The 20,229-nt window shown below is 42.0% G+C and carries 22 protein-coding genes; 19 read left to right on the top strand and 3 right to left on the bottom strand.

From position 1 onward, the window contains the following. Positions 1 to 22: 22 nt before the first annotated feature. The 18 genes from FGM00_RS17165 to FGM00_RS17080 all read left to right on the top strand — a co-directional run bounded on the left by FGM00_RS17165 (position 23) and on the right by FGM00_RS17080 (position 14,844). Positions 23 to 901 carry an N-acyl homoserine lactonase family protein gene (locus FGM00_RS17165; RefSeq protein WP_138854098.1) on the top strand — a complete coding sequence of 293 codons (879 nt, stop codon included), beginning with the start codon at positions 23 to 25 and terminating at the stop codon, positions 899 to 901. Positions 902 to 907: 6 nt separating this feature from the next. After that, complete coding sequence (gene sufC, locus FGM00_RS17160) at positions 908 to 1,660, top strand: Fe-S cluster assembly ATPase SufC (RefSeq protein ID WP_138854097.1); 753 nt, start codon at positions 908 to 910, stop codon at positions 1,658 to 1,660. Positions 1,661 to 1,697: 37 nt separating this feature from the next. Beyond that, positions 1,698 to 2,087 carry a four helix bundle protein gene (locus tag FGM00_RS17155; RefSeq protein WP_138854096.1) on the top strand — a complete coding sequence of 130 codons (390 nt, stop codon included), beginning with the start codon at positions 1,698 to 1,700 and terminating at the stop codon, positions 2,085 to 2,087. Between the two features lie 38 nt (positions 2,088 to 2,125). Continuing rightward, complete coding sequence (sufD, locus tag FGM00_RS17150; RefSeq protein ID WP_138854095.1) at positions 2,126 to 3,442, top strand: Fe-S cluster assembly protein SufD; 1,317 nt, start codon at positions 2,126 to 2,128, stop codon at positions 3,440 to 3,442. 126 nt (positions 3,443 to 3,568) lie between these two features. Then, positions 3,569 to 4,159, top strand: a complete 591-nt coding sequence (locus FGM00_RS17145; protein WP_138854094.1) for an outer membrane beta-barrel protein — start codon at positions 3,569 to 3,571, stop codon at positions 4,157 to 4,159. 77 nt (positions 4,160 to 4,236) lie between these two features. Beyond that, on the top strand, positions 4,237 to 5,451 hold the full coding sequence (locus FGM00_RS17140; RefSeq protein WP_138854093.1) for an aminotransferase class V-fold PLP-dependent enzyme: 1,215 nt from the start codon (positions 4,237 to 4,239) through the stop codon (positions 5,449 to 5,451). Positions 5,452 to 5,655: 204 nt separating this feature from the next. Further along, the gene (locus FGM00_RS17135) at positions 5,656 to 6,705 is read left to right on the top strand and encodes a zinc metalloprotease (RefSeq protein WP_138854092.1); all 1,050 of its coding nucleotides are present in this window, start codon (positions 5,656 to 5,658) and stop codon (positions 6,703 to 6,705) included. A 76-nt stretch (positions 6,706 to 6,781) separates the two neighbouring features. Beyond that, positions 6,782 to 7,216, top strand: a complete 435-nt coding sequence (locus FGM00_RS17130) for a hypothetical protein (protein WP_138854091.1) — start codon at positions 6,782 to 6,784, stop codon at positions 7,214 to 7,216. A gap of 37 nt (positions 7,217 to 7,253) precedes the next feature. Next, positions 7,254 to 7,676 (top strand): SufE family protein, encoded by a 423-nt coding sequence (locus FGM00_RS17125; RefSeq protein WP_138854090.1) that lies wholly within the window; start codon positions 7,254 to 7,256, stop codon positions 7,674 to 7,676. Positions 7,677 to 7,767: 91 nt separating this feature from the next. Continuing rightward, positions 7,768 to 8,097, top strand: coding sequence for a DUF59 domain-containing protein (locus tag FGM00_RS17120; RefSeq protein ID WP_138854089.1), 330 nt, complete (start codon positions 7,768 to 7,770; stop codon positions 8,095 to 8,097). 44 nt (positions 8,098 to 8,141) lie between these two features. Continuing rightward, positions 8,142 to 8,648 carry a DUF2480 family protein gene (locus tag FGM00_RS17115; RefSeq protein ID WP_138854088.1) on the top strand — a complete coding sequence of 169 codons (507 nt, stop codon included), beginning with the start codon at positions 8,142 to 8,144 and terminating at the stop codon, positions 8,646 to 8,648. A gap of 78 nt (positions 8,649 to 8,726) precedes the next feature. After that, a complete protein-coding gene (locus tag FGM00_RS17110) occupies positions 8,727 to 9,659 on the top strand; it encodes a DUF3078 domain-containing protein (protein WP_138854087.1) in 933 nt (310 codons plus the stop codon). Between the two features lie 798 nt (positions 9,660 to 10,457). Beyond that, positions 10,458 to 11,855 carry a sensor histidine kinase gene (locus tag FGM00_RS17105; RefSeq protein ID WP_138854086.1) on the top strand — a complete coding sequence of 466 codons (1,398 nt, stop codon included), beginning with the start codon at positions 10,458 to 10,460 and terminating at the stop codon, positions 11,853 to 11,855. 4 nt (positions 11,856 to 11,859) lie between these two features. Next, positions 11,860 to 12,555, top strand: coding sequence for a response regulator transcription factor (locus tag FGM00_RS17100; RefSeq protein ID WP_138854085.1), 696 nt, complete (start codon positions 11,860 to 11,862; stop codon positions 12,553 to 12,555). Positions 12,556 to 12,633: 78 nt separating this feature from the next. Further along, positions 12,634 to 13,089, top strand: coding sequence for a hypothetical protein (locus FGM00_RS17095; protein ID WP_138854084.1), 456 nt, complete (start codon positions 12,634 to 12,636; stop codon positions 13,087 to 13,089). Between the two features lie 12 nt (positions 13,090 to 13,101). Continuing rightward, positions 13,102 to 13,731 carry a hypothetical protein gene (locus FGM00_RS17090; protein WP_138854083.1) on the top strand — a complete coding sequence of 210 codons (630 nt, stop codon included), beginning with the start codon at positions 13,102 to 13,104 and terminating at the stop codon, positions 13,729 to 13,731. Between the two features lie 572 nt (positions 13,732 to 14,303). After that, positions 14,304 to 14,555, top strand: coding sequence for a type II toxin-antitoxin system ParD family antitoxin (locus tag FGM00_RS17085; RefSeq protein WP_138854082.1), 252 nt, complete (start codon positions 14,304 to 14,306; stop codon positions 14,553 to 14,555). After that, positions 14,542 to 14,844 carry a type II toxin-antitoxin system RelE/ParE family toxin gene (locus tag FGM00_RS17080; protein ID WP_175416263.1) on the top strand — a complete coding sequence of 101 codons (303 nt, stop codon included), beginning with the start codon at positions 14,542 to 14,544 and terminating at the stop codon, positions 14,842 to 14,844. The genes FGM00_RS17085 and FGM00_RS17080 overlap by 14 nt, the downstream gene beginning before the upstream one ends. Positions 14,845 to 15,028: 184 nt before the next feature. Here FGM00_RS17080 and hflX read toward each other — a convergent pair whose 3' ends face one another. Beyond that, a complete protein-coding gene (hflX, locus tag FGM00_RS17075; RefSeq protein WP_138854080.1) occupies positions 15,029 to 16,240 on the bottom strand; it encodes a GTPase HflX in 1,212 nt (403 codons plus the stop codon). A gap of 168 nt (positions 16,241 to 16,408) precedes the next feature. Here hflX and FGM00_RS17070 point away from each other — a divergent pair, with 168 nt between their 5' ends. Next, a complete protein-coding gene (locus tag FGM00_RS17070; RefSeq protein ID WP_138854079.1) occupies positions 16,409 to 17,386 on the top strand; it encodes an endonuclease/exonuclease/phosphatase family protein in 978 nt (325 codons plus the stop codon). 251 nt (positions 17,387 to 17,637) lie between these two features. Here FGM00_RS17070 and FGM00_RS17065 read toward each other — a convergent pair whose 3' ends face one another. Both FGM00_RS17065 and FGM00_RS17060 read right to left on the bottom strand, forming a co-directional pair. After that, on the bottom strand, positions 17,638 to 18,351 hold the full coding sequence (locus FGM00_RS17065) for a 3'-5' exonuclease (RefSeq protein WP_138854078.1): 714 nt from the start codon (positions 18,349 to 18,351) through the stop codon (positions 17,638 to 17,640). A 1-nt stretch (position 18,352) separates the two neighbouring features. Further along, positions 18,353 to 20,155 carry a DUF4153 domain-containing protein gene (locus FGM00_RS17060; RefSeq protein WP_138854077.1) on the bottom strand — a complete coding sequence of 601 codons (1,803 nt, stop codon included), beginning with the start codon at positions 20,153 to 20,155 and terminating at the stop codon, positions 18,353 to 18,355. Positions 20,156 to 20,229: the final 74 nt, after the last annotated feature.

Here is a 20,229-nt window from a genome sequence, read left to right as displayed (position 1 = left end):
AAACTTCAAGAAATACAAACGAATGAAGAAGTATATATTTTTAGTAGTTATTGCGATAAGCATCTTTTCGTGCAAAGAAGGCAAAAAAGAAAATGCCCAGACAGCGAATACTTCCGAGGAGCTAAAAAAGCCCGATGTGAAACTGTATACATTCGATGGCGGTACCGTTATGGTAAATAACCTGGAGCTGTTCTCGCAGGATACCACCTATCAAGGCCAGACTAAAGAATTTGCGGATGCGTTTTACGTCATCAGTCATCCCGATGGTAATTTGATGTGGGATGCGGGACTTCCCGAAGCGCTGGTAGGCATGCCGGAACCGTTTACCGACCCTAGTGGTGCTTTTACGGTTTCAAGAAAAGATTCCGTTGTCAACCAATTGAAAACCATAGGAATGGGAGTTGATGATATCGATTTTATTGCATTATCGCACACCCATTTCGACCATAGCGGTCATGCAAATGTGTTCAAAAACGCGACATGGCTGGTACAGGAAATAGAGTACGACTCCATAACCAGTGAAACATCCCAAAAAACGAATACCGATAACTACAATGCCATCAAAGCGCTGAACAAGACCAAAAAACTAAATGGGGATTTGGATGTTTTCGGGGATGGAAGTGTAGTCATTAAATCGATGCCGGGCCATACACCGGGGCATCAAGTACTGTATATGGATTTACCTGTTCACGGACCGACCTTATTGACCGGGGATTTATACCATCTATACGAGAACCGGGAACACAAAAGAGTTCCGATATTTAATTTCGATGTAGAGCAGACCTTGGAAAGTATGGAGGCTTTCGAAGCCTTTGCAAAGGAAAAAAATGCCAAAGTATACCTACAGCACCAGAAAGAGGATTTTAATAAAATGCCGAAGGCACCCAACTATTTAAATTAAGAGACGATGTTGAAAATCAAGAATCTACATGCAAAAGTAGAAGATAAGGATATTTTAAGGGGAATCGACCTGACCGTGAATGCAGGGGAAGTACATGCGATTATGGGACCTAACGGCTCCGGGAAAAGTACTTTGGCCGCGGTTATTGCCGGAAAGGAAGAATTTGAGGTCACCGAAGGCTCTATTGAGCTGAATGGTGAAGATTTGGAAGATGACGCTCCGGAAGAGCGGGCACACAAAGGTGTTTTCCTATCGTTTCAGTATCCCGTTGAGATTCCCGGTGTTTCGGTAACGAACTTTTTGAAAACGGCGATTAATGAGTCGCGAAAAGGAAGGGGCTTGGAAGATATGCCGGCAAAAGACATGTTAAAGCTTATTCGTGAGAAGGCCGAAATGCTGGAAATAGACCGTAAATTCTTGTCCAGATCACTGAACGAAGGCTTTTCTGGCGGAGAAAAGAAGCGCAACGAAATTTTTCAAATGGCCATGCTCGAACCCAAACTAGCCATTCTCGACGAAACCGATTCGGGGCTCGATATCGATGCCTTGCGTATCGTTGCGAATGGAGTGAACAAACTAAAGAGCAAAGACAACGCTGTTATCGTCATCACCCACTACCAAAGACTATTGGAATACATTGTTCCTGATTTTGTACATGTGCTGCACAATGGTAAAATCGTAAAATCAGGCGGCAAGGAACTGGCTTTGGAGCTGGAAGAGAAAGGTTATGATTGGTTAAAACAGGAAGCGACCGTATAGGTTTAAAGTTTCTGTTGTTTCTGGTTTCAGGTCGGTTATGGCAACTATAAAAAGATTCGAGGATTTGGAAATTTGGCAGGAGGCGCGAAGGCTTTCTAAAGAAGTAATCAAATTGACAAAATCAACTGACCTTAAAAGCGACTTTAAGTTAAGGGACCAGATTAAAGGTTCTTCGGGTTCTGTCATGGATAATATTGCCGAAGGGCTCGAAAGAGATGGAAATCTCGAATTTCGACAGTTTCTTTCCACAGCTAAGGGTTCGGCTGGTGAGTCAAGGTCGCAATTGTATCGTGTTTTTGACAACGATTATATATCGAACGAAGAATTGCAAAAATTGACTTCAGAATATGAAGTACTAAGTCGAAGGATTGCGAACTTCATGAATTATTTAAATAAGAAGGATAATAAGGGAACTAAGTTCAAGTGAAATGAACTTGAAACTATAGAAACCTGAAACTTTTATACATGGATTTAAAAGACAAATTAATTTCCTCCTTTATGGCTTTCGAGAACAATGTGGATGTTGATCATCCCATTCACGATGTGCGCACCGAGGCAATGAAGAATTTTGAGATGAAGGGCTTCCCTTCAAAAAAGGAAGAGGCTTGGAAGTATACCTCGCTCAATAGCTTGCAAAAAATAGACTTTAGTATTTTTCCAAAGGCGGAAAACGCATTGGAATACCATGAGGTCAAGAAATATTTCTTGCATGAAATCGATACCTATAAAATCGTTTTTATCGATGGGGTGTACAGTTCCTACCTATCCGAAACGACACACGACGGTGTTGATATTTGTTTGATGAGTTCGGCCCTGACCAAACCTATGTACAAACAGGTCATTGATGTGTATTTCAATAAAGTCGCTTCGAAAGATGAGTCGTTAACGACCTTGAACACCGCTTTCAGTAGAGAGGGTGCCTATATTTATATTCCCAAGCACAAGATGCCTAAAAAACCAGTGGAAATCGTTCATTTCGCTACAGGTAATGAGGCATCCCTCTTATTACAACCACGTAATTTGATTGTAGTAGAGGAAAATGCCGAACTGCAAATTATCGAAAGGCACCAAAGCCTCACCTCTAACGAAGTGCTTACCAATTCGGTCACCGAAATATTTGCCGCCAAAAATGCAATTGTAGATTATTACAAGGTGCAAAACGATAACGGTACGGCTTCTTTAATCGATAATACCTATATCAACCAAAAAGATAAAAGTAATGTGAACGTACATACTTTCTCTTTTGGCGGAAAATTGACACGCAACAACCTGAACTTTTACCAAAATGGGGAGTATATGGACTCTACCATGAAAGGTGTCACCATTCTAGGCGAAAAGCAACACGTAGACCACCATACTTTGGTGCATCACATAGAGCCCAACTGTGAAAGTCATCAAGATTACAAGGGTATCTACGGAGAGAACTCCACCGGTGTTTTTAACGGAAAAATTATTGTGGACAAGATCGCTCAAAAGACCAATGCCTTTCAGCAGAATAACAATATCCTGATCAGCGATAAGGCTACCATAAACACCAAGCCCCAATTGGAAATTTTTGCCGACGATGTAAAATGTTCGCACGGCTGTACCATCGGTCAGTTGGACGAAGACGCACTTTTCTACCTACAGTCTCGTGGAATTCCCAAAAAAGAGGCCCGTGCCTTGTTGATGTATGCTTTTGCCAATAATGTATTGGAAAGCGTCCGTATTCCCGAATTAAAGACGCGTATCAACAAGCTGATTGCCAAGAAATTGGGAGTGAATCTAGGGTTCAATCTTTAAGTTGTCCGCGAAACGAACGTAGTAAAAGTTAACGTTTCATTGTGCGATAATTAACCTTTTGTTTCGTTTTTTGCTTTTGCTTAGGATTATTTTTGGTTCAACAATATATGGACCAAATTGATAAGGATGACTAAACAACTATTTCTCGCATGTATTTTCCTTTTTGCATTACAAGCCACCGCTCAAAATAAAAAATTGAGCGTCGAGGCAAACTATTCTATTGATGTATCCGACGCTGAATATTTTGCGAATGGTGTCTACGATGTGGGCGTCAAATACCGCTTTATCAATACGCCACTGGTTCATCTAGGCTTGGATTTGAATTTAGGTTTCAATTATTACAATCCGGATTTTTCGGGAAGAAGTTTAAATATCGAAAACAAACGTTTTTTGTACCAGCCTAAGGTGTTTGCTGAATTTGATTTGCCCTTTATCAGCAAGTTGCACCCCAGCGTAGGACTGGGCTATAGTATAGTCCGTTTCGATACCACTGGAAATAGTGGAGATCTAGATTTGACCGATAAGGGAGGTGACGGGGGTTTTAGTTTCGACGCAGGATTATCCTATGACATTACCAAAAGACTGTTCATACAGGTGAAGTATGATTTTATAAACCTTAATATCAAAGATCGCGTGTTTTTAGATGGAGAGGTCATTGATATTGACCGGGATAGTCCAATCAATCGCATCAAGTTTGGTATAGGGTTCCACTTTTAGATTTTTACACGAAATTCACTAGTAAATACTACCGTTGTGGTATGTAAATGTTACCGATAGACGGTATCTTTGTGACTATGTTCGACGTACAAAATATTCGCAAGGATTTCCCCATATTAAATCGTGAGGTCAACGGAAAACCTCTGGTTTACTTGGATAATGCGGCTACTTCCCAAACCCCGCAACAGGTGATAGATGTGATTGTAGATTATTACGCCAACTACAACGCCAATATTCACCGAGGGGTGCATACCCTTTCCCAGGAAGCAACGGATAAATATGAGCAAGCGCGGATAAAGATTCAAGAACACTTCAATATTAAGAAGGCACATGAGGTCATCATGACTTCCGGTACGACCCATAGCATTAATCTGGTGTCGAACGGGTTCAGTTCTTTGGTGAAAGAAGGTGATGAGCTGCTAGTTTCGGCCATGGAGCACCATTCCAATATCGTGCCATGGCAGATGCTGTGCGAGCGTACTGGGGCCGAACTTAAGGTTATTCCGATGAACGCTCAGGGCGAATTGGTCATGGAGGATTACCATAAAATGCTGTCGGAGAAGACGAAATTGGTGTTCTGTAATCATATTTCCAACGCCTTGGGCACCATTAACCCGATTCAAGAAATTATCGATGCCGCCCATAAGGTGGGTGCTGCGGTTTTAATCGACGGGGCCCAGGCTGCGCCTCATCTCAAGGCCGACATGCAATCGCTCGATGTGGACTTCTATACCGTTTCGGCACATAAAATATGTGGTCCGACCGGAGTGGGCATGTTGTATGGCAAAGAAGAATGGCTTGGTAAATTACCGCCTTACCAAGGTGGCGGTGAAATGATCGCCGAGGTTACTTTCGAAAAGACGACTTACGCCGATCTCCCCCATAAGTTTGAAGCGGGTACTCCTAACATTTGCGGAGGTATCGCTTTCGGTGCGGCAATCGACTATATGAACGCGATCGGCTTTGATGCAATAGCGGCTTACGAAAACGAACTACTGAAATACGCCACGAACGAACTATTGAAAATCGACGGCCTTAAGATATACGGTACGGCCGAAAAGAAGACATCGGTCGTTTCCTTCAATATTAAAGGCCTGCACCCCTACGATATCGGATCGATTCTCGATAAGCTTGGTATCGCCGTACGAACGGGGCACCACTGTGCGCAACCCATAATGGATTACTACAAAATCCCCGGTACGGTACGGGCTAGCTTTGCGTTTTACAACACTAAAGAGGAGATAGATGTGCTTGTGAAAGGTGTAGAGCGAGCCATGAAAATGCTACTTTGATTGTACTTTTAGGAAGTTATTTTCCTCTAAGACGCTTTTTGTTGATAACTTTTGTACGAAAGTACTTATAGGTTTTAAAGGCCTTAGTCAAATAATTCTGATTTTTTACTTGTGCTATTTTAATAAAAATTTAACAATTAGTTAATGGATTGTTAATAATTAGTATCTTGCGCCACATTAATTCTAATCTAATTGTAAAATTTTATGAAAAAAGTTCTCCTAGGCTTATGTGCGATTTCCCTTTTCGTGGCGTCGTGTGAAAAAGAGCAAAATGAAGTAGAATCGATTGATTCTCAAGAAATTACTGTTGACATGAGCGACTTTACGCTTTACGTTGACAAAGATGATTTGACCGGAAAATCGGCAAACGGTGTAGAAAAGTGTGTATCCATGAGAAATTTGGAATACCGTTTGGCCAAAAACAAAGGTCTCGCAAAAAAGATGTACGATATTGAGTACAACACCAGAAAGGCCATTGCCCAGAAAAAAGGTGGTGGAAAACCAGGTGGCGGCGGCGGTACACCTCCCCCAATCTTTGAAGGTGCCGTTACTATTCCCGTAGTTGTTAATATTATCGAGAAATTTGCTGGCGAGGTAACACAGGCCCAGATCAATTCCCAGATTCGTATTCTAAATGAAGATTTTAACAACAACAATTCCAATACGAGCAGTGTGCCCTCGGCATTCGCTAATTTGGTAGCCGATGTGAATATTTCTTTTGTGTTGGGAACCGTTAATCGGGTCGTTAATACGAGATCTTCTTGGGGAACGAACGACGCCATGAAAGATCCCTCCCAAGGCGGAATTGGGGCTACAGACCCTGAAAATAACATGAACCTATGGGTTTGTGAGATTGGTGGTGGTATCTTAGGGTACGCCCAATTTCCTGGCGGAGCATCTGCCACCGACGGCGTAGTCATCGGAACTGATTTCTTTGGCGAGAATGCTGCAGGCGGTATTTACGGTAAGGGAAGGACGGGTACTCACGAAGTAGGTCACTGGTTGAACCTGCGTCATATCTGGGGAGACGGTAGATGCAACAGAGACGATTTCGTTAGTGATACCCCGACTTCCGACAGAGCCAACTACAATTGTCCTTCTTTCCCTACTACACATTGTAGAAGTGCCGATATGACCATGAATTATATGGACTATGTGCAGGACGACTGTATGTATATGTTCACTGCTGGTCAGAATGATAGAATGCGAGCGCTCTTTGTTCCAGGCCAGCCGAGGGTCGGTTTCGTGAATTAAAAACGATTCAATACTTATTCCATACAAGGCGCCTCAAAAGGCGCCTTTTTCGTCCCATATTTTTAAAGAAAGATCAATGAAAATTTTAATCCTCATTTGCACCCTCTTCCTTTCATGTAACCGATGCTCCGATAATATGGAGGACGTGCAAGGAATCGACTTTGTGGAGTATTCTGCTATTACAAGGGGATCCTCTTTCTCCTGTATCATAGATAGCAACCAAATAGTCGTCGAATTCCAAGGTGATGAACCGTTTTTAAAAAGAAGGAAAATAATGGCTGACGAATGGAAGGATATTTGTGAAAGCGTACATAAGCTAAATTTAGAAGATATCGGTCAGCTTCAATCATCAACTGCTTTAAGTGCTTCGGATCGTTCTAGAATAGCCAATTTGGTCATTTCAGTTGACGAAATGGAATATGAATCGAAAGCTTTTGATGAAGGCCACCCGCCAGATGAATTAAGATGGGTAATCGACAAAATTATTGCACTAGCGAAAACGGTTGATTAACCGTTGCCATTGTTGTATTTTTGTCTAAAATCGTTAAATGAGTATACAGGAAATTCAAGAGGAAATCGTTGACGAATTTTCCATGTTCGAAGATTGGATGCAGCGGTATGAATACATGATCGATCTTGGAAAATCGTTGCCCTTAATCGATGAACAATACAAGACCGACGATAACATCATAAAAGGTTGTCAGAGCAAGGTTTGGGTACATGCCGAACTTGATGATGACAAATTGGTATTTACGGCGGATAGCGACGCTATTATTACCAAAGGTATCATCGCTATCTTGATTCGTGCCTTCAGCAATCAAAAACCGCAGGACATCATCGACGCCGATACCGAATTTATTGACGAAATCGGGTTAAAGGAGCATTTGAGTCCAACCCGTGCCAATGGCTTGGTTAGTATGATTAAGCAATTAAAGCTATACGCAGTGGCGTACCAAACACAGTTGAGTTGAAATTGTTTATGCATTTATTATGGCCTTTAGCTATGTTTGTGAGTTGATACCCATAAACCCATGAACTTCTCAACCTATAAACTTTAAAAGAATGAGCGAAGAAGCGACAATAGATACCCAGGAACTGGGAGAGAAAATAGTAAAAATCCTCAAGACCATATACGATCCGGAAATCCCCGTCGATATTTATGAGTTGGGATTGATTTATGATGTCCTGGTCAATGAGGAAAATGAAGTGAAAATCCTGATGACCCTTACTTCACCGAACTGTCCCGTAGCGGAAACCCTACCAGTAGAGGTCGAGGAGAAAGTCAAGTCATTGAACGCAATCAAGGATGCGGAGGTAGAAATCACCTTTGACCCACCTTGGACACAGGACCTCATGAGTGAAGAGGCGAAATTGGAACTGGGACTGTTATAGTTTTTATTTTCACTAAGACCGAAATCGACTAAAGTTAACTTAGTATGTCGGAGGAAATTGTAAATAGAGTCGCTCAAAGCAAACTTGTGACTTTTGATTTGGAAGAGCTGTATCCGGAAGGGGAACGCATGCTTTTCGATATGAAGGATTGGCTGTTCGAGGGCTTTATTTTAAGGGAAAAGGAGTTTCGGGCGTATGCCGAAAATCATGATTGGCAGCAATACACCGATGCTTATGTAGCACTTAAGTGTTCAACCGATGCCATTCTTCCCGGATGGGCCTTTATGCTCTTAACAAGCAAACTACAGCCCTTCGCAAAAAAAATTGTACAGGGAAACCTGGAACAACTGGAAACGGTTATCTACCAAGAAATGCTACAGCAGTTGGATTTGTCGGTCTACAAAGACAAATCTGTCATCATTAAAGGATGTAGCAAAAAACCGGTTCCTCCCAATGCATATTTGTTAATAACCGCACTGTTACAACCGCTGGTAAAGAGTCTTATGTACGGTGAAGCATGCTCTTCTGTGCCACTGTTCAAAAGAAAATAATTGTTAATAAGGTTGTTTATTTTGTGTTGACAATTCATACATTTGTAGTCTAAACACACATTTTAAAATTGTAAAACCATGAAAAAATTAGCAATTGCAGTCTGTGCAATGTTGGCTATATCAGCGACACAAGCACAGACTTTAGACGAATTGAAAGCAGAGAAAGCAGCGAAAAAAGATTCAATCGCGGCTATTCAAGGGCGAGTAGATGCACTTCAAGGACAAATAGACAAATTCCCAGGCTGGAAAAAAGGGATGTTCGGTACTATCGGGGCAAATTTCTCTGGAGCGAACAACTGGTACAATCAAGGTACGCCGAATAACTCGGCCGGTAATGTAGGTATTACCTTGAACGGATTTGCCAATTTGGATAAGGATAAGTTCTTTTGGCGCAACTCGCTCAACGTAAATTTACAGTGGGTGAAAATCGACAATAAAGACATTGATACCGATGACGATAGTTTCAACGGAACAACCGATGTTTTCAACATCACCTCCTTATACGGCTATAAACTCAGTAAGAAGTTCGCGATTTCTGCTTTGGGTGAATATCGTACATCGGTTATCAATAATTTCAATAACCCCGGATATTTAGACATTGGGGTAGGTGCGACCTGGACGCCAATTGAAAATATGGTGGTTGTCATCCATCCGTTGAACTACAATTTCGTTTTCGCCGATGAGGATAGTGTTTTCGAATCTTCGGCAGGTGCGAAAATAGTTGTCGATTACACCCGCCAGTTGGGAGCGGTCAGCTTTAAAACCAACTTTTCTACTTTTCAGAGTTATAAGAGCAGCGATTTTTCAAACTGGACGTGGATCAACTCGTTCGGATACACTCTTTGGAACGGAATCGGAATCGGGTTTGAATTCGGTCTGCGGAACAACAAACAGGAAGAACTTGCCAACGCGCTTGGCCAAGATCCGGCCATTACACCTACACCCACCTTCGATAATATAGATGTGAAAACGCAAAGTTATTATTTGATAGGATTGAACTACTCGTTCTAGGAAATAGAATACTTGTTTATCGAGCCCGATTTGATGGGTGCTATTCTAAAAACAAAATCCCCGACTCTGGTCGGGGATTTTTTGTTAAGTAGATTTTGTTGAATTTGGTTACACAGTCAATGTAAATCGAACTTTTTGGTTGAATGCTGATTTGGGATCAAACACTAAATCTTAAATCCGAGACTAAAGTAGCCGCCTTGGTACAGAAGTGTAAATTTTTGTTGTGAAAATGGCCCCAGCTGTTGTGAAATACGTTAAAATGCACTTTTGTCCGACGAAATACACTCTTATATTGGTTTTCTGTGCTTGACCAACACTATAGGGAATAAAAAAACCCAACTGGGGAGTCGGGCATTCTTAAAGTAGGTTTGATCGAATGTTGTTTGGTACTAAAGTAGGTTAATTTGGTGTTTGCTTTTTAAGTTTTTGCAATTCGGTTAAGTTCATGTTTGGGACGCTGTTTCTAACTTAATTACACTGTAAATATAGAACGAGGGTTCGGTCTGTCTAAAATATTGTTGTGAACCTGCCCCAGCATGTTGTGTATCACATAAGCGGTTCGTTTTCTTCGACGAAATGCACGCATCAACCATCAAATTGGATATCAGGGTTCGGAATTTTTAGCGAGTGAAGGCTTTCGGTATGTTAAGCATCTTATTAACCATCCTGCAATAACCCCACGCCAAAAGGATATTGTTTTGAAATTAACGTTAACGGTGGGTTAACGGCAACCGATTGTTATGCCGATTATGGTCTTTAGGCTATTTTTGATGCATTGGGAAACAAACCGACCCTGCCATGAAGCAACGCATAAACATTCTGATTATTACTGCGATTGTAACGCTTTTCGCGCTTATGGGTATACAGGCCTATCTAATTTACAATACCTATGAGTTAAAGAAAAAATCGTTCTTGAACGAAACCAAGAAAGCATTAAATAAAATCGATGATGCAACACCCGACCTTTTGGATTTGGAAAATCTCTGGGCCGAGCGGCTGGTGGAGTTACTCGTCGCTTACAAATACGAGGACGTGTCGAAGGAAAATTTTGTGGCGCAGCTTACGCGCACATCCGATTCTATAGGTAGTAGGTATAATGTGCGCTATCAACAGGAGGTACAAAAGACCGCCCTTGGGTACGAAGTCGGTTTTAAAAAGAACCTTATCGGTTTGGTTATTTTGGATAGCGTTGCAAACGATACGGTCGTCCCCTTGAACGATGGTGAAAAAATTCGGCTGGTCGGCGGTACTTTTGACGATGAACTAGGCTATCAGACGAAAACTACTAGTTGGCAGTCTACCTTTTATGAAGAAAAGAAGGGTGTGCCGTATGATGAATCCCGGGATTTCGAATTTATGGTCATCACCGAAAATCGAATGAATATTTCGGAATGGAATCGAATTGTTTTGGGCAGCATGGCGGGCTTATTAACGGCCTCTGGGATATTGTTACTCTTTGTGGTGGGTCTTTTCTATTATTCGATTAAAAATCTCATCAAACAGAAAAAAGTGGCCGAGGTAAAAACGGATTTTATAGATAACATCACCCACGAACTCAAAACCCCTTTGGCTACATTAAGCATTGCTTCTAAAAGTTTAAGAAAAAAGGAAATTTTAGAGAACCCGGAAGCATTTGGAAAGACCGTAGGAATAGTCGAGCGTCAAAATTCCAGATTGCAAAAGCTTATAGACCAAGTAATGACAAATAGCCTTGGTTCTGAAGAATTGGTCTTGAACAAGGAACAGGTAATAGATGATACCTACTTTAAAAATCTGATCGATGATTTTTCGCTCTCGGTACAGAGCCAAGACCTGACCATTCATCAACATATCGAACCTAGAGAAATTCTGCTGCGCATCGATTCATTTTTGTTCACCACTGCATTGTTCAATATTCTTGAAAATGCGGTGAAATACGGAAAAGAATCCATAGCAATAACCCTTACAACACAACTTAAGAACAATCATTACGAGATTATAATTTCGGATAATGGCACAGGCATTTCGGCAAAGGACCAAAAGTTCATTTTCGATAAATTCTTTCGTATCGCTGCCGGAAATATACATAACGTAAAAGGGCTGGGGTTGGGATTGTACTACACGAAACAGGTGATAGATGCCCATGAGGGAACTATTTCCTGTAAAAGTGAAATGAACAAGGGCACCATATTTACCATCACCATACCTGTAAACTGAGATTATGGCACACGTATTATTGGCGGAAGATGATTTTGATTTTGGGAGTATCCTAAAACAGTATTTAGAAATTCATGACCATCAGGTTACTTGGGCCAAAGATGGTAAGGAGGCGTTCGAATGTTTTACCAAAAATGATTTCGATATCTGTGTGTTCGATGTGATGATGCCCAAAATGGACGGATTTACCCTAGCTGAGAAAACGGTTGCCTTAAATCCGGAAATACCGTTCGTTTTTTTAACAGCAAAGAAATTGAAAGCGGACCGCGTAACGGGTTTAAAATTAGGGGCCGATGACTATATCGTAAAACCCTTTGAAGCCGATATACTGGTCCTACGATTACGGAATATTCTCAAACGCACTCGAAGGGTGCAACCTAAAAAGGAAGCGTTGGTGAAGATCGGTGCCTACGCATTCGATTCGATCAATCACAAACTGCAATTTAGGGGCCAAGAGCAGCGGTTGACCGAAAAAGAAACGGTCCTGATTCAGTATTTACATCAATATAAAAACAGCATGATAAAGCGCGAAGACCTCCTCAAAGACGTTTGGGGCAACGACGACTTCTTTTCCGGAAGAAGTATGGACGTATTTATAAGCCGACTTCGGAAATACTTTAAGCAAGATGCATCGATTGCCATAGAAAGTGTGCGCGGGGTAGGGCTAACATTTAAGATCGATCCCCCTAAAGCATCATAGGGAAGTTCACAAAAGGAGTTTATTTCATCAATCCATACGGGGTCTTACTATTTGGGGCCCGGTAGTAAAAATCAAATCATGAATTATTTTAAAATCACGTTATTTTTTGTGCTTGTAACCATCGCGGATATGAGCGCACAAACCAAGGACAATACCTTTAAGATAGGACCTGAAAACGTAAAAGTGTATAGCTTCGAGGCGGCTACCAAGGGCTCGCTGGTCGAATATGAGTTCGAAGATGCGTATACCGTAAAACTCACGAATAAAGTTTATAAAATCAACCTGCTGTTCGAAGCATCCAAAAGCGAACAGCTACAACAAGTGGTTTCCAGAATTTTAGAGGGTACCGATGCTTCTTCGGGATACGGTAAAATGGTTTGGACGAGAACGGCATCCAAAGGAAAGCCGATGTACACCATTGAATTGAAAGACAACAAACTCAAAATCGAAGTATTTAGAAAACGAATGGATGCAGAGGCATATCATATGTTGAATACCCTTGGACAAGAGTCCATAACCGTCATAAACAATTAAAAAACAGAAATCATGAGAATTGTATTATATATATTATTAAGCCTATTGCTCGGCATGTTGCGTACCCACTCCCAAGAATCGGAGACCACCACGACCGAGGAAAAAACGAACTCGATTTCCTCAATTTCCGTTAACGGGGAGGTGTCATCGGTTTCAAAGAATGAAAGAAGCTATTTCTCGACCAGCGATTCCGAAAACACCTATAAGGTGCGGGCGAAGTACAATGACAACAAAACAGCAAAGGTCAGAATCTATCTTTTGGAGGAATTGGGCCAAAACAACATGACCACCTCCGGGAGTAAGGTTATTTGGAAGGTGGATTACAATGGCGATACCGGCTATGAGGTAAAATTGGATGATGGTAGTCTTCGAATATTTGTTAATAAGGAGCTCACTTCCCAAGCGTTATTCAATAAGTTCAAAACGATTACCCAAAATATAAAAAGTTACACTTCAGGCAAATCCGATGCGCAACGAGATCAAGAGGCGCTTCAACGAGATCAAGAGCAGTTGAAAAGAGAGGCCGAACAAAAAATACAGGAGGCGGAAAGACTACAACGGGAAGCCGAACGGCTGAAAAGGGAAGCAGAGCGCTTGGAAAGGGAAGCAAAGCGAAAAACAGGAGATTCGCTGGAGGAATAGGTATTCCTAGTCACCGCTTTATATCTTTTTCGGCTTGTCTAAGTTTGGGACAATTCACAGACAGTGTAATACAAAAGCAAAACACAAAAAAAGCCCGACTTGGGGAGTCGGGCGCTGTTAAAGTAGGTTTGATCTAATGTGGTTTGTACTGAAAGTAGGTTAATCTGGTGTATGTTTTTTTATTAGTTTTTGCAATTCGGTTAAGTTCATGTTTGGGATACAGTTGCTTACTTAATTACACTGTAAATATAGAACCACAATTCGATCCGGCTAAATTATTGTTGTGAACTATAGCAGTTGTGTTGTGAAAAATACGAAGTGATTGTTTTCTTCGACGAACGGTATGACTCGGGCAAAAGTTTTTGGTGCTCGGGGGATCTTATCTGACATCGGGGAGGGTGTAGCGGTATCTTTTTATTACGAGAAAGATGTTGGGAGACAATTAATTTTTTATAAAGTGTTTGGGACGGATTACTTATGATGATTCGATTCTAAAGATATCAATACTCGGTAATTTGGTCGATTCTGAAAATAATGCTAATTTGCATCAATAATGATAATATTGGTGCATTATGGGAGTAATCCGAAAGTCAATCACGTTTACAGAACAACAGGAAGCTTATGTTAAAAGCTTAATCGAGCAGGGTTTTTATACGAACGACAGCGAATATGTCAGAGATATAATTCGGAAAGACCAAGAACGAAGAAAGCGTATTGTAGATTTGAACGAAGCGCTCATCGAGGGAATCGAAAGTGGCCCATCCGACGCCACGGTAGATAGTATTTGGGAGGAGGCCATAAATGAGCATAATGCTGAAAAGTAGTTATGTAATAAGTGCCAAGGCAAGAGGTGATATCAAGTCCATTGCCAAATACACGATTAAGGAATTTGGAGAGAGTCAATCTTTGAAATATGCGAACGGCCTTAAAGATATTTTATGGGAATTAGCAAATAATCCGGAGTTGGGTAGGAGATATGTCGCCGTCAAAGATAAAATGCTATTGCGGTACAGATACAAATCACATGTAGTTTTTTATTATATCGAAAGCAAAGGAATATTCATTGTTAGAATCCTTGGTGGTAGGATGGATTTTCCAAAACACCTTAAGTAAAATTTAATTTAAGGATGTATCGTGATACTGATCTCCTCTCCTAAAACCGGTCAGCATAGATGTAGCGAAATCACGACGGATTAGCCCTATAATAAAAGGGAAAGTTGGAGTTGTACTTTACCTCAATGCGTCAAATGAACAGCTTCCATAATACATGCACGAGGACTTTCTAAAAAGACTACCGCTAAAACTCGTCTAAATGCTCGGGATAGAGAAAGTTATTGTAGGGGAAACGGGTTACATGTATGTCGCGCACCTCGTCATAAACCCGTTTGCGAAAGGTATCTAAGTTCTCTTTGTTCAACGCAGAAATGAACAGAGCATTGTTGCCGACACGCTGCATCCAGGTATTCTTCCATTCCTCAAGAGTAAAGTGTGCACTAGTCCTTTCCGTTATGAGGTCGTCTTCGTCTATGGTCTCATTCTCGTACTGATCTATTTTATTAAAGACCATGATGGTCTTCTTATCGGCACTTTTGATTTCGGCCAATATTTTGTTGACCGAATCGATATGCTCCTCGAACTGTGGGTGTGAAATATCGACCACATGCAGCAAGAGATCTGCTTCCCTAACCTCATCCAACGTACTCTTAAAACTTTCGACCAGTTGTGTGGGCAGTTTTCTGATAAATCCTACGGTATCGCTCAACAGAAAGGGTAGGTTGCCGATAACGACCTTTCGCACCGTCGTATCCAAAGTGGCGAAGAGTTTGTTTTCGGCAAAGACGTCACTTTTGCTCACTACGTTCATCAAGGTGGATTTGCCTACGTTGGTGTAGCCTACCAAAGCCACACGCACCATCGCGCCGCGGTTTCCGCGTTGGGTTTCCATTTGACGATCTATCTTTAGGAGTTTCTTTTTAAGGAGGCTGATACGATCCCGAACGATACGTCTATCGGTCTCGATTTCGGTTTCCCCCGGGCCGCGCATGCCGATACCCCCTTTTTGCCGTTCCAAGTGTGTCCATAATCCGGTAAGGCGAGGGAGTAGGTACTCGTACTGCGCCAGTTCAACCTGGGTACGGGAATAGCTGGTTTGGGCGCGCTGTGCAAAAATATCGAGGATCAGACTGGTCCGGTCGATGATCTTGCAACGCAGCTGTTTTTCAATATTTCGTTGTTGGGCAGGAGTAAGCTCGTCGTCGAAAATTACAGAACCGATCTCATGCTCTTCTACGTAAGCCGCGACTTCCAACATCTTGCCACTACCGATAAGGGTCTTCGGATTGGGCACGTTCATACGTTGCACAAAACGTTTGTAGACTTCGCCACCGGCCGTATAGGTAAGGAACTCCAACTCGTCTAGGTATTCGTTCACTTTGGCTTCGCTTTGCTCTTGGTTGATGATACCGATAAGCACTGACTTTTCATATTCGATGGACTTCTTCTCTATCATAAGGGCGATTAGACTGCAAATCTAAGGAACTCCTCATGACTTTTAATTCGGAAGCCTGATTTTTGGGCTTTACGACTAAAAATTGTGGGTAAAAGATAAAGTCACGACCCGTTCTAGGAATGTAACCCGACGATTTTCGTAAATTCACTATCCCAATCACCCGATACCATGCTATTTTCATTCTTTAAGAGAAAACCAAAGGACAATTTGTATACGATTGCTTTTTACAATCTCGAAAATCTTTTCGATACCAAAAATGACCCCAATAAATTAGATCAGGACTTTACACCAGATGGTTTCAAGAAATGGTCGATGAAACGGTACAAACGCAAACTGTACAAATTGGCGAAGACCATTTCGGAAGTTGGCAATAAAAGTGCTACGACCCCACCTGTAATCATTGGTATCGCCGAGGTCGAAAACGATGGGGTCATCGAAGATCTTATCGGTGCAGAGCCGTTACGGGACATAGATTATGGGTATGTGCATTACGATAGTCCCGATGAGCGCGGTATCGATACGGCCTTACTTTACCACAAAGAATATTTCAGCGTATTGCACTCCGAGCCCATAACCTTGTATGTTAATAACCCCGATGGAGTTCGCGATACGACCCGCGATATTTTGTATGTGCACGGAACGTTGAACAAGGAGGAGGTTCATATTTTTGTCAATCATTGGCCTTCCCGGCGTGACGGGGAAATGGAAACAGACTATAAACGGATCAAGGCGGCGCAGACGATAAGTGAATTTATGCAACAATTGGAAACCCGTTATGAAATCCCGAACTATATTGTGCTGGGCGACTTTAACGATGACCCGCAATCGGAAAGCATACAACATTTGGTAAACGGTCGGGACTTGTATAACCCTATGGAAAAGTTGCACATTCCCGTGCAACGGGGTAGTGCCAACTACCAAAAAAGCTGGAGTTTATTCGACCAGATTATGGTTTCACACAGTTTTCTAAATCACGAGAAAGGCACACATAGTTTTGCACACGCCAACATTTTCGACGAAAAGTTCTTGATGGAGTTCAAAGGAAAATATAAGGGAACCCCCTATCGCACCTATGCCGGTCGTAAATATATAGGAGGGTATAGCGATCATTTTCCGGTGTATATTCAATTGAAGTTCAATACATAGCATTCTATTTACCACTTCGGAATGTGGATGACAGTCCACATGTCGCTTAATTTTAAGAGGCAAGAGGCAAGAGGCAAGAGGCAAGAGGCAAGAGGCAAGAGGCAAGAGGCAAGAAAGGAATCAATCTTTACGCGGTAATCAATCGTTTAGGCCGAGGGGCTCAGTAGTAGCCCAAACAACTATTTTTAAGTTTAGCTTCTTGGCTCTTAAAGCGCAGCTTTCTTGGTACTGCCTCCTTGTACAGTGTAATGCTATACGCTTTTTACTTCGCTATCGATCAGTAATTCATCGTTCCGTAACCGTAGGAAAACCTGGGCCGTGGTGACGACATCCAATTCGCAATAGGTGATGATACGGTCCAAATCGTTTTCCTCGTAATACACCTGCCGTACCATGCTCCCGTCAATATCCTGTTTGGGTGAGGGGATTCCTAGAATATTTGCCAATAGCTTTAAGGAGGTAAAGTGTTTGTAGTCCCCGAATTTCCATAATTCCATCGTATCGAGATGCGGAATCTCCCAAGGCTTTTTGCCAAATAGATTAAGCTTGTAAGGCAGTTCGATACCCTGAATGATCATACGCCTAGCGATATAGGGAAAATCGAATTCCTTGGCATTATGGCCACACAACAGGTGTTTGGTACTACTGAAATGGGTAATCAACAGATTTTTGAATTCTTTGAGGAGTTTTGTTTCTTCGCCGTGAAAGGTGGTGGTCCTGAAGCTGCGTATATCACCTTGAAACTTGAAATAGCCGACCGAGATACAAATGATTTTTCCGAACTCCGCCCAAATGCCCGCACGCTCGTAAAATTCCTCGGCCGTAAATTCATCTTTCCGTTGGTATTTCGATTTTTGGGCCCAAAGCTCCTTTTTATCGTCATCAAGTTCGGTAAAAGACGATTTCTCGGGAACGGTTTCAATGTCGAGGAACAAGATATGTTCCAGGTTGACGCGGTCTAGCATGCTAACGTAGCTTTAAAAACAGATAGGCTCTCGAATGGTCCAAGGATATCGAATCATTTTTGATGTTATAGCTCAAATCTTTGAAGATCAGTTTCCCTAAGATACGTTCATTTTTGAAATTTAGGGTCAATTGGTCATAAGCCTCTTTTGGAAGTTGGGAGTTGAATTTCGTCAATTCCAACAATTTTTCCCTCAAGGATAGCTCAAATACTTCGGTAGAGTCGATGCTTTCGATAAAAATAAGGGTATTCCTGCTATTGTCATATTGGGCGGAAATGCTACCTAACGATATCGTTTTTTCGGTGTACCGGTTCAGTTGCAGGGGCATAAAGTAATCAAAATCACCGATACGATAACTCTGTTCCATGGCGTATTCATTATCGAAATAGTTATATGGTATGCCATATTCGCCATCAGGATTTAGGGCTTCCGGATCGATGGATATCCCTAAAGAATCCAGAACACGCCGTGTATTAAACCAACGGTATCCGTATAACTTTCCATCGGTGGTGTCAACGAATGTCTCTTCCATAGCCATATTGGTAATCGGGTCGAGCTTGGATAGCGCACGTCGGTTGTACATATACTCCAAAATAGACCGTAGTTGCTCATGCTGTTCCGGTGAAGAAACATTTTCATTTGCCTTCACGCTTTCCAATACGTTTTGGAATTGCCCGAATTGACTTCGCAGCGATACGCTAACCGCACTCCAATATCCAAATGAAGTTAGTAGGGCGATTAAGAAAAGTGAGAAGGGTAGCAGGATCAGGCGCCGATTTTTCGCCAACAACAGGTAAAGGGCCATACCAAGAATCCAGAATGCCAAGACGATAACGAAATAGCGATTTTCGGTTATTCCGTAATCGGAAACTCTTCTATAAATCGCCACAAACAAAAGAGCTACTAAAGGGAGTAGCAAAATGTAGAAAAATGGATGAAAGACGCGTATCGTCCACGATTTCATGGTCTTTTGTACAGGATTGATAATGATTTGAACCACAAAGCCTAATAAGGCCAAGGCCGTAACCAAGTAGGAGACCCAGCCCTTCGGCAACTCCCATTCAAGGAGTATCTTACCCCCGTAAGCGTACAGGATGGCCAAGTAGAGCAGCACCAACGGAATAAGAATGTATTTTACGAATACCTCCAAGGCCTTGTTAAAGATGATGGTCGTGTCTTGTTGTATACTCTTCGGAAAATCGGAGAGGTAAATCCATGTATTCACAATGCCCAAACAGAATATAAACAGTTGTCCATAGCGTTTGCCATCGATTTTAGCATCGAACAAGGCATCAATGGCCACCAGTGCTAAAACCAAGCCTAAAAACAATACCCCGGAAAAAAAACCACTTCTGAGAATGGCCGTTCCGATTGATTTGAGGTAGTTCCAATACGCTTCCTTATTCCAGTTGAAGAGAAAAGGCGCGAACAAAACGAAAAGGTGACCGGCGATACCATAGAGGAAAAATCGCAGGAGATACTCCGGCTCGTTTTCAATTCGGAAACTGTCGGGCAGGTGCCAATAAAATGCGAACAACAACAAAAGAATGACGGCTTTGAGCCAAATCCATTTTTTGGGTCGTGCCGTTTGCTCCAATAAAAACTGCATGCCGATCAACCAGCTGATGCCCAATACCAAGGTGAGGAATACCGCAGAATAATCATCGAAGAGATCTCGTGATCCATCATTGACTACCACAATGCAGAAAAGGGTTCCACAAATGGCCCAAACGAGCGTTACGGGAAAACGCTTGATCGCATTCTGTGCCTTACCGGTGATTTCTGAAAGGGAAAATAAACGCATCGCTAAAGGTTTAGGGTCTTTACAAGAACGAAATTAGGTTTATTTCAGTATCACAGCCTCCCTATTTTCAGGGA

Origin of the sequence: Aggregatimonas sangjinii (genome assembly GCF_005943945.1) — a bacterium.
In the GTDB taxonomy this organism is placed as follows: domain Bacteria; phylum Bacteroidota; class Bacteroidia; order Flavobacteriales; family Flavobacteriaceae; genus Pelagihabitans; species Pelagihabitans sangjinii.
The sequence above is the reverse complement of the archived record's forward strand: the minus strand, read 5'-3'. Positions and strand labels throughout refer to the sequence as shown.

Bases quoted from the DNA above. Each gene is read 5' to 3' on its own strand.
- FGM00_RS17165 (WP_138854098.1), top strand. From the start codon at position 23: ATGAAGAAGTATATATTTTTAGTAGTTATTGCGATAAGCATCTTTTCG.
- sufC (WP_138854097.1), top strand. From the start codon at position 908: ATGTTGAAAATCAAGAATCTACATGCAAAAGTAGAAGATAAGGATATT.
- FGM00_RS17155 (WP_138854096.1), top strand. From the start codon at position 1,698: ATGGCAACTATAAAAAGATTCGAGGATTTGGAAATTTGGCAGGAGGCG.
- sufD (WP_138854095.1), top strand. From the start codon at position 2,126: ATGGATTTAAAAGACAAATTAATTTCCTCCTTTATGGCTTTCGAGAAC.
- FGM00_RS17145 (WP_138854094.1), top strand. From the start codon at position 3,569: ATGACTAAACAACTATTTCTCGCATGTATTTTCCTTTTTGCATTACAA.
- FGM00_RS17140 (WP_138854093.1), top strand. From the start codon at position 4,237: ATGTTCGACGTACAAAATATTCGCAAGGATTTCCCCATATTAAATCGT.
- FGM00_RS17135 (WP_138854092.1), top strand. From the start codon at position 5,656: ATGAAAAAAGTTCTCCTAGGCTTATGTGCGATTTCCCTTTTCGTGGCG.
- FGM00_RS17130 (WP_138854091.1), top strand. From the start codon at position 6,782: ATGAAAATTTTAATCCTCATTTGCACCCTCTTCCTTTCATGTAACCGA.
- FGM00_RS17125 (WP_138854090.1), top strand. From the start codon at position 7,254: ATGAGTATACAGGAAATTCAAGAGGAAATCGTTGACGAATTTTCCATG.
- FGM00_RS17120 (WP_138854089.1), top strand. From the start codon at position 7,768: ATGAGCGAAGAAGCGACAATAGATACCCAGGAACTGGGAGAGAAAATA.
- FGM00_RS17115 (WP_138854088.1), top strand. From the start codon at position 8,142: ATGTCGGAGGAAATTGTAAATAGAGTCGCTCAAAGCAAACTTGTGACT.
- FGM00_RS17110 (WP_138854087.1), top strand. From the start codon at position 8,727: ATGAAAAAATTAGCAATTGCAGTCTGTGCAATGTTGGCTATATCAGCG.
- FGM00_RS17105 (WP_138854086.1), top strand. From the start codon at position 10,458: ATGAAGCAACGCATAAACATTCTGATTATTACTGCGATTGTAACGCTT.
- FGM00_RS17100 (WP_138854085.1), top strand. From the start codon at position 11,860: ATGGCACACGTATTATTGGCGGAAGATGATTTTGATTTTGGGAGTATC.
- FGM00_RS17095 (WP_138854084.1), top strand. From the start codon at position 12,634: ATGAATTATTTTAAAATCACGTTATTTTTTGTGCTTGTAACCATCGCG.
- FGM00_RS17090 (WP_138854083.1), top strand. From the start codon at position 13,102: ATGAGAATTGTATTATATATATTATTAAGCCTATTGCTCGGCATGTTG.
- FGM00_RS17085 (WP_138854082.1), top strand. From the start codon at position 14,304: ATGGGAGTAATCCGAAAGTCAATCACGTTTACAGAACAACAGGAAGCT.
- FGM00_RS17080 (WP_175416263.1), top strand. From the start codon at position 14,542: ATGCTGAAAAGTAGTTATGTAATAAGTGCCAAGGCAAGAGGTGATATC.
- hflX (WP_138854080.1), bottom strand. From the start codon at position 16,240: ATGATAGAGAAGAAGTCCATCGAATATGAAAAGTCAGTGCTTATCGGT.
- FGM00_RS17070 (WP_138854079.1), top strand. From the start codon at position 16,409: ATGCTATTTTCATTCTTTAAGAGAAAACCAAAGGACAATTTGTATACG.
- FGM00_RS17065 (WP_138854078.1), bottom strand. From the start codon at position 18,351: ATGCTAGACCGCGTCAACCTGGAACATATCTTGTTCCTCGACATTGAA.
- FGM00_RS17060 (WP_138854077.1), bottom strand. From the start codon at position 20,155: ATGCGTTTATTTTCCCTTTCAGAAATCACCGGTAAGGCACAGAATGCG.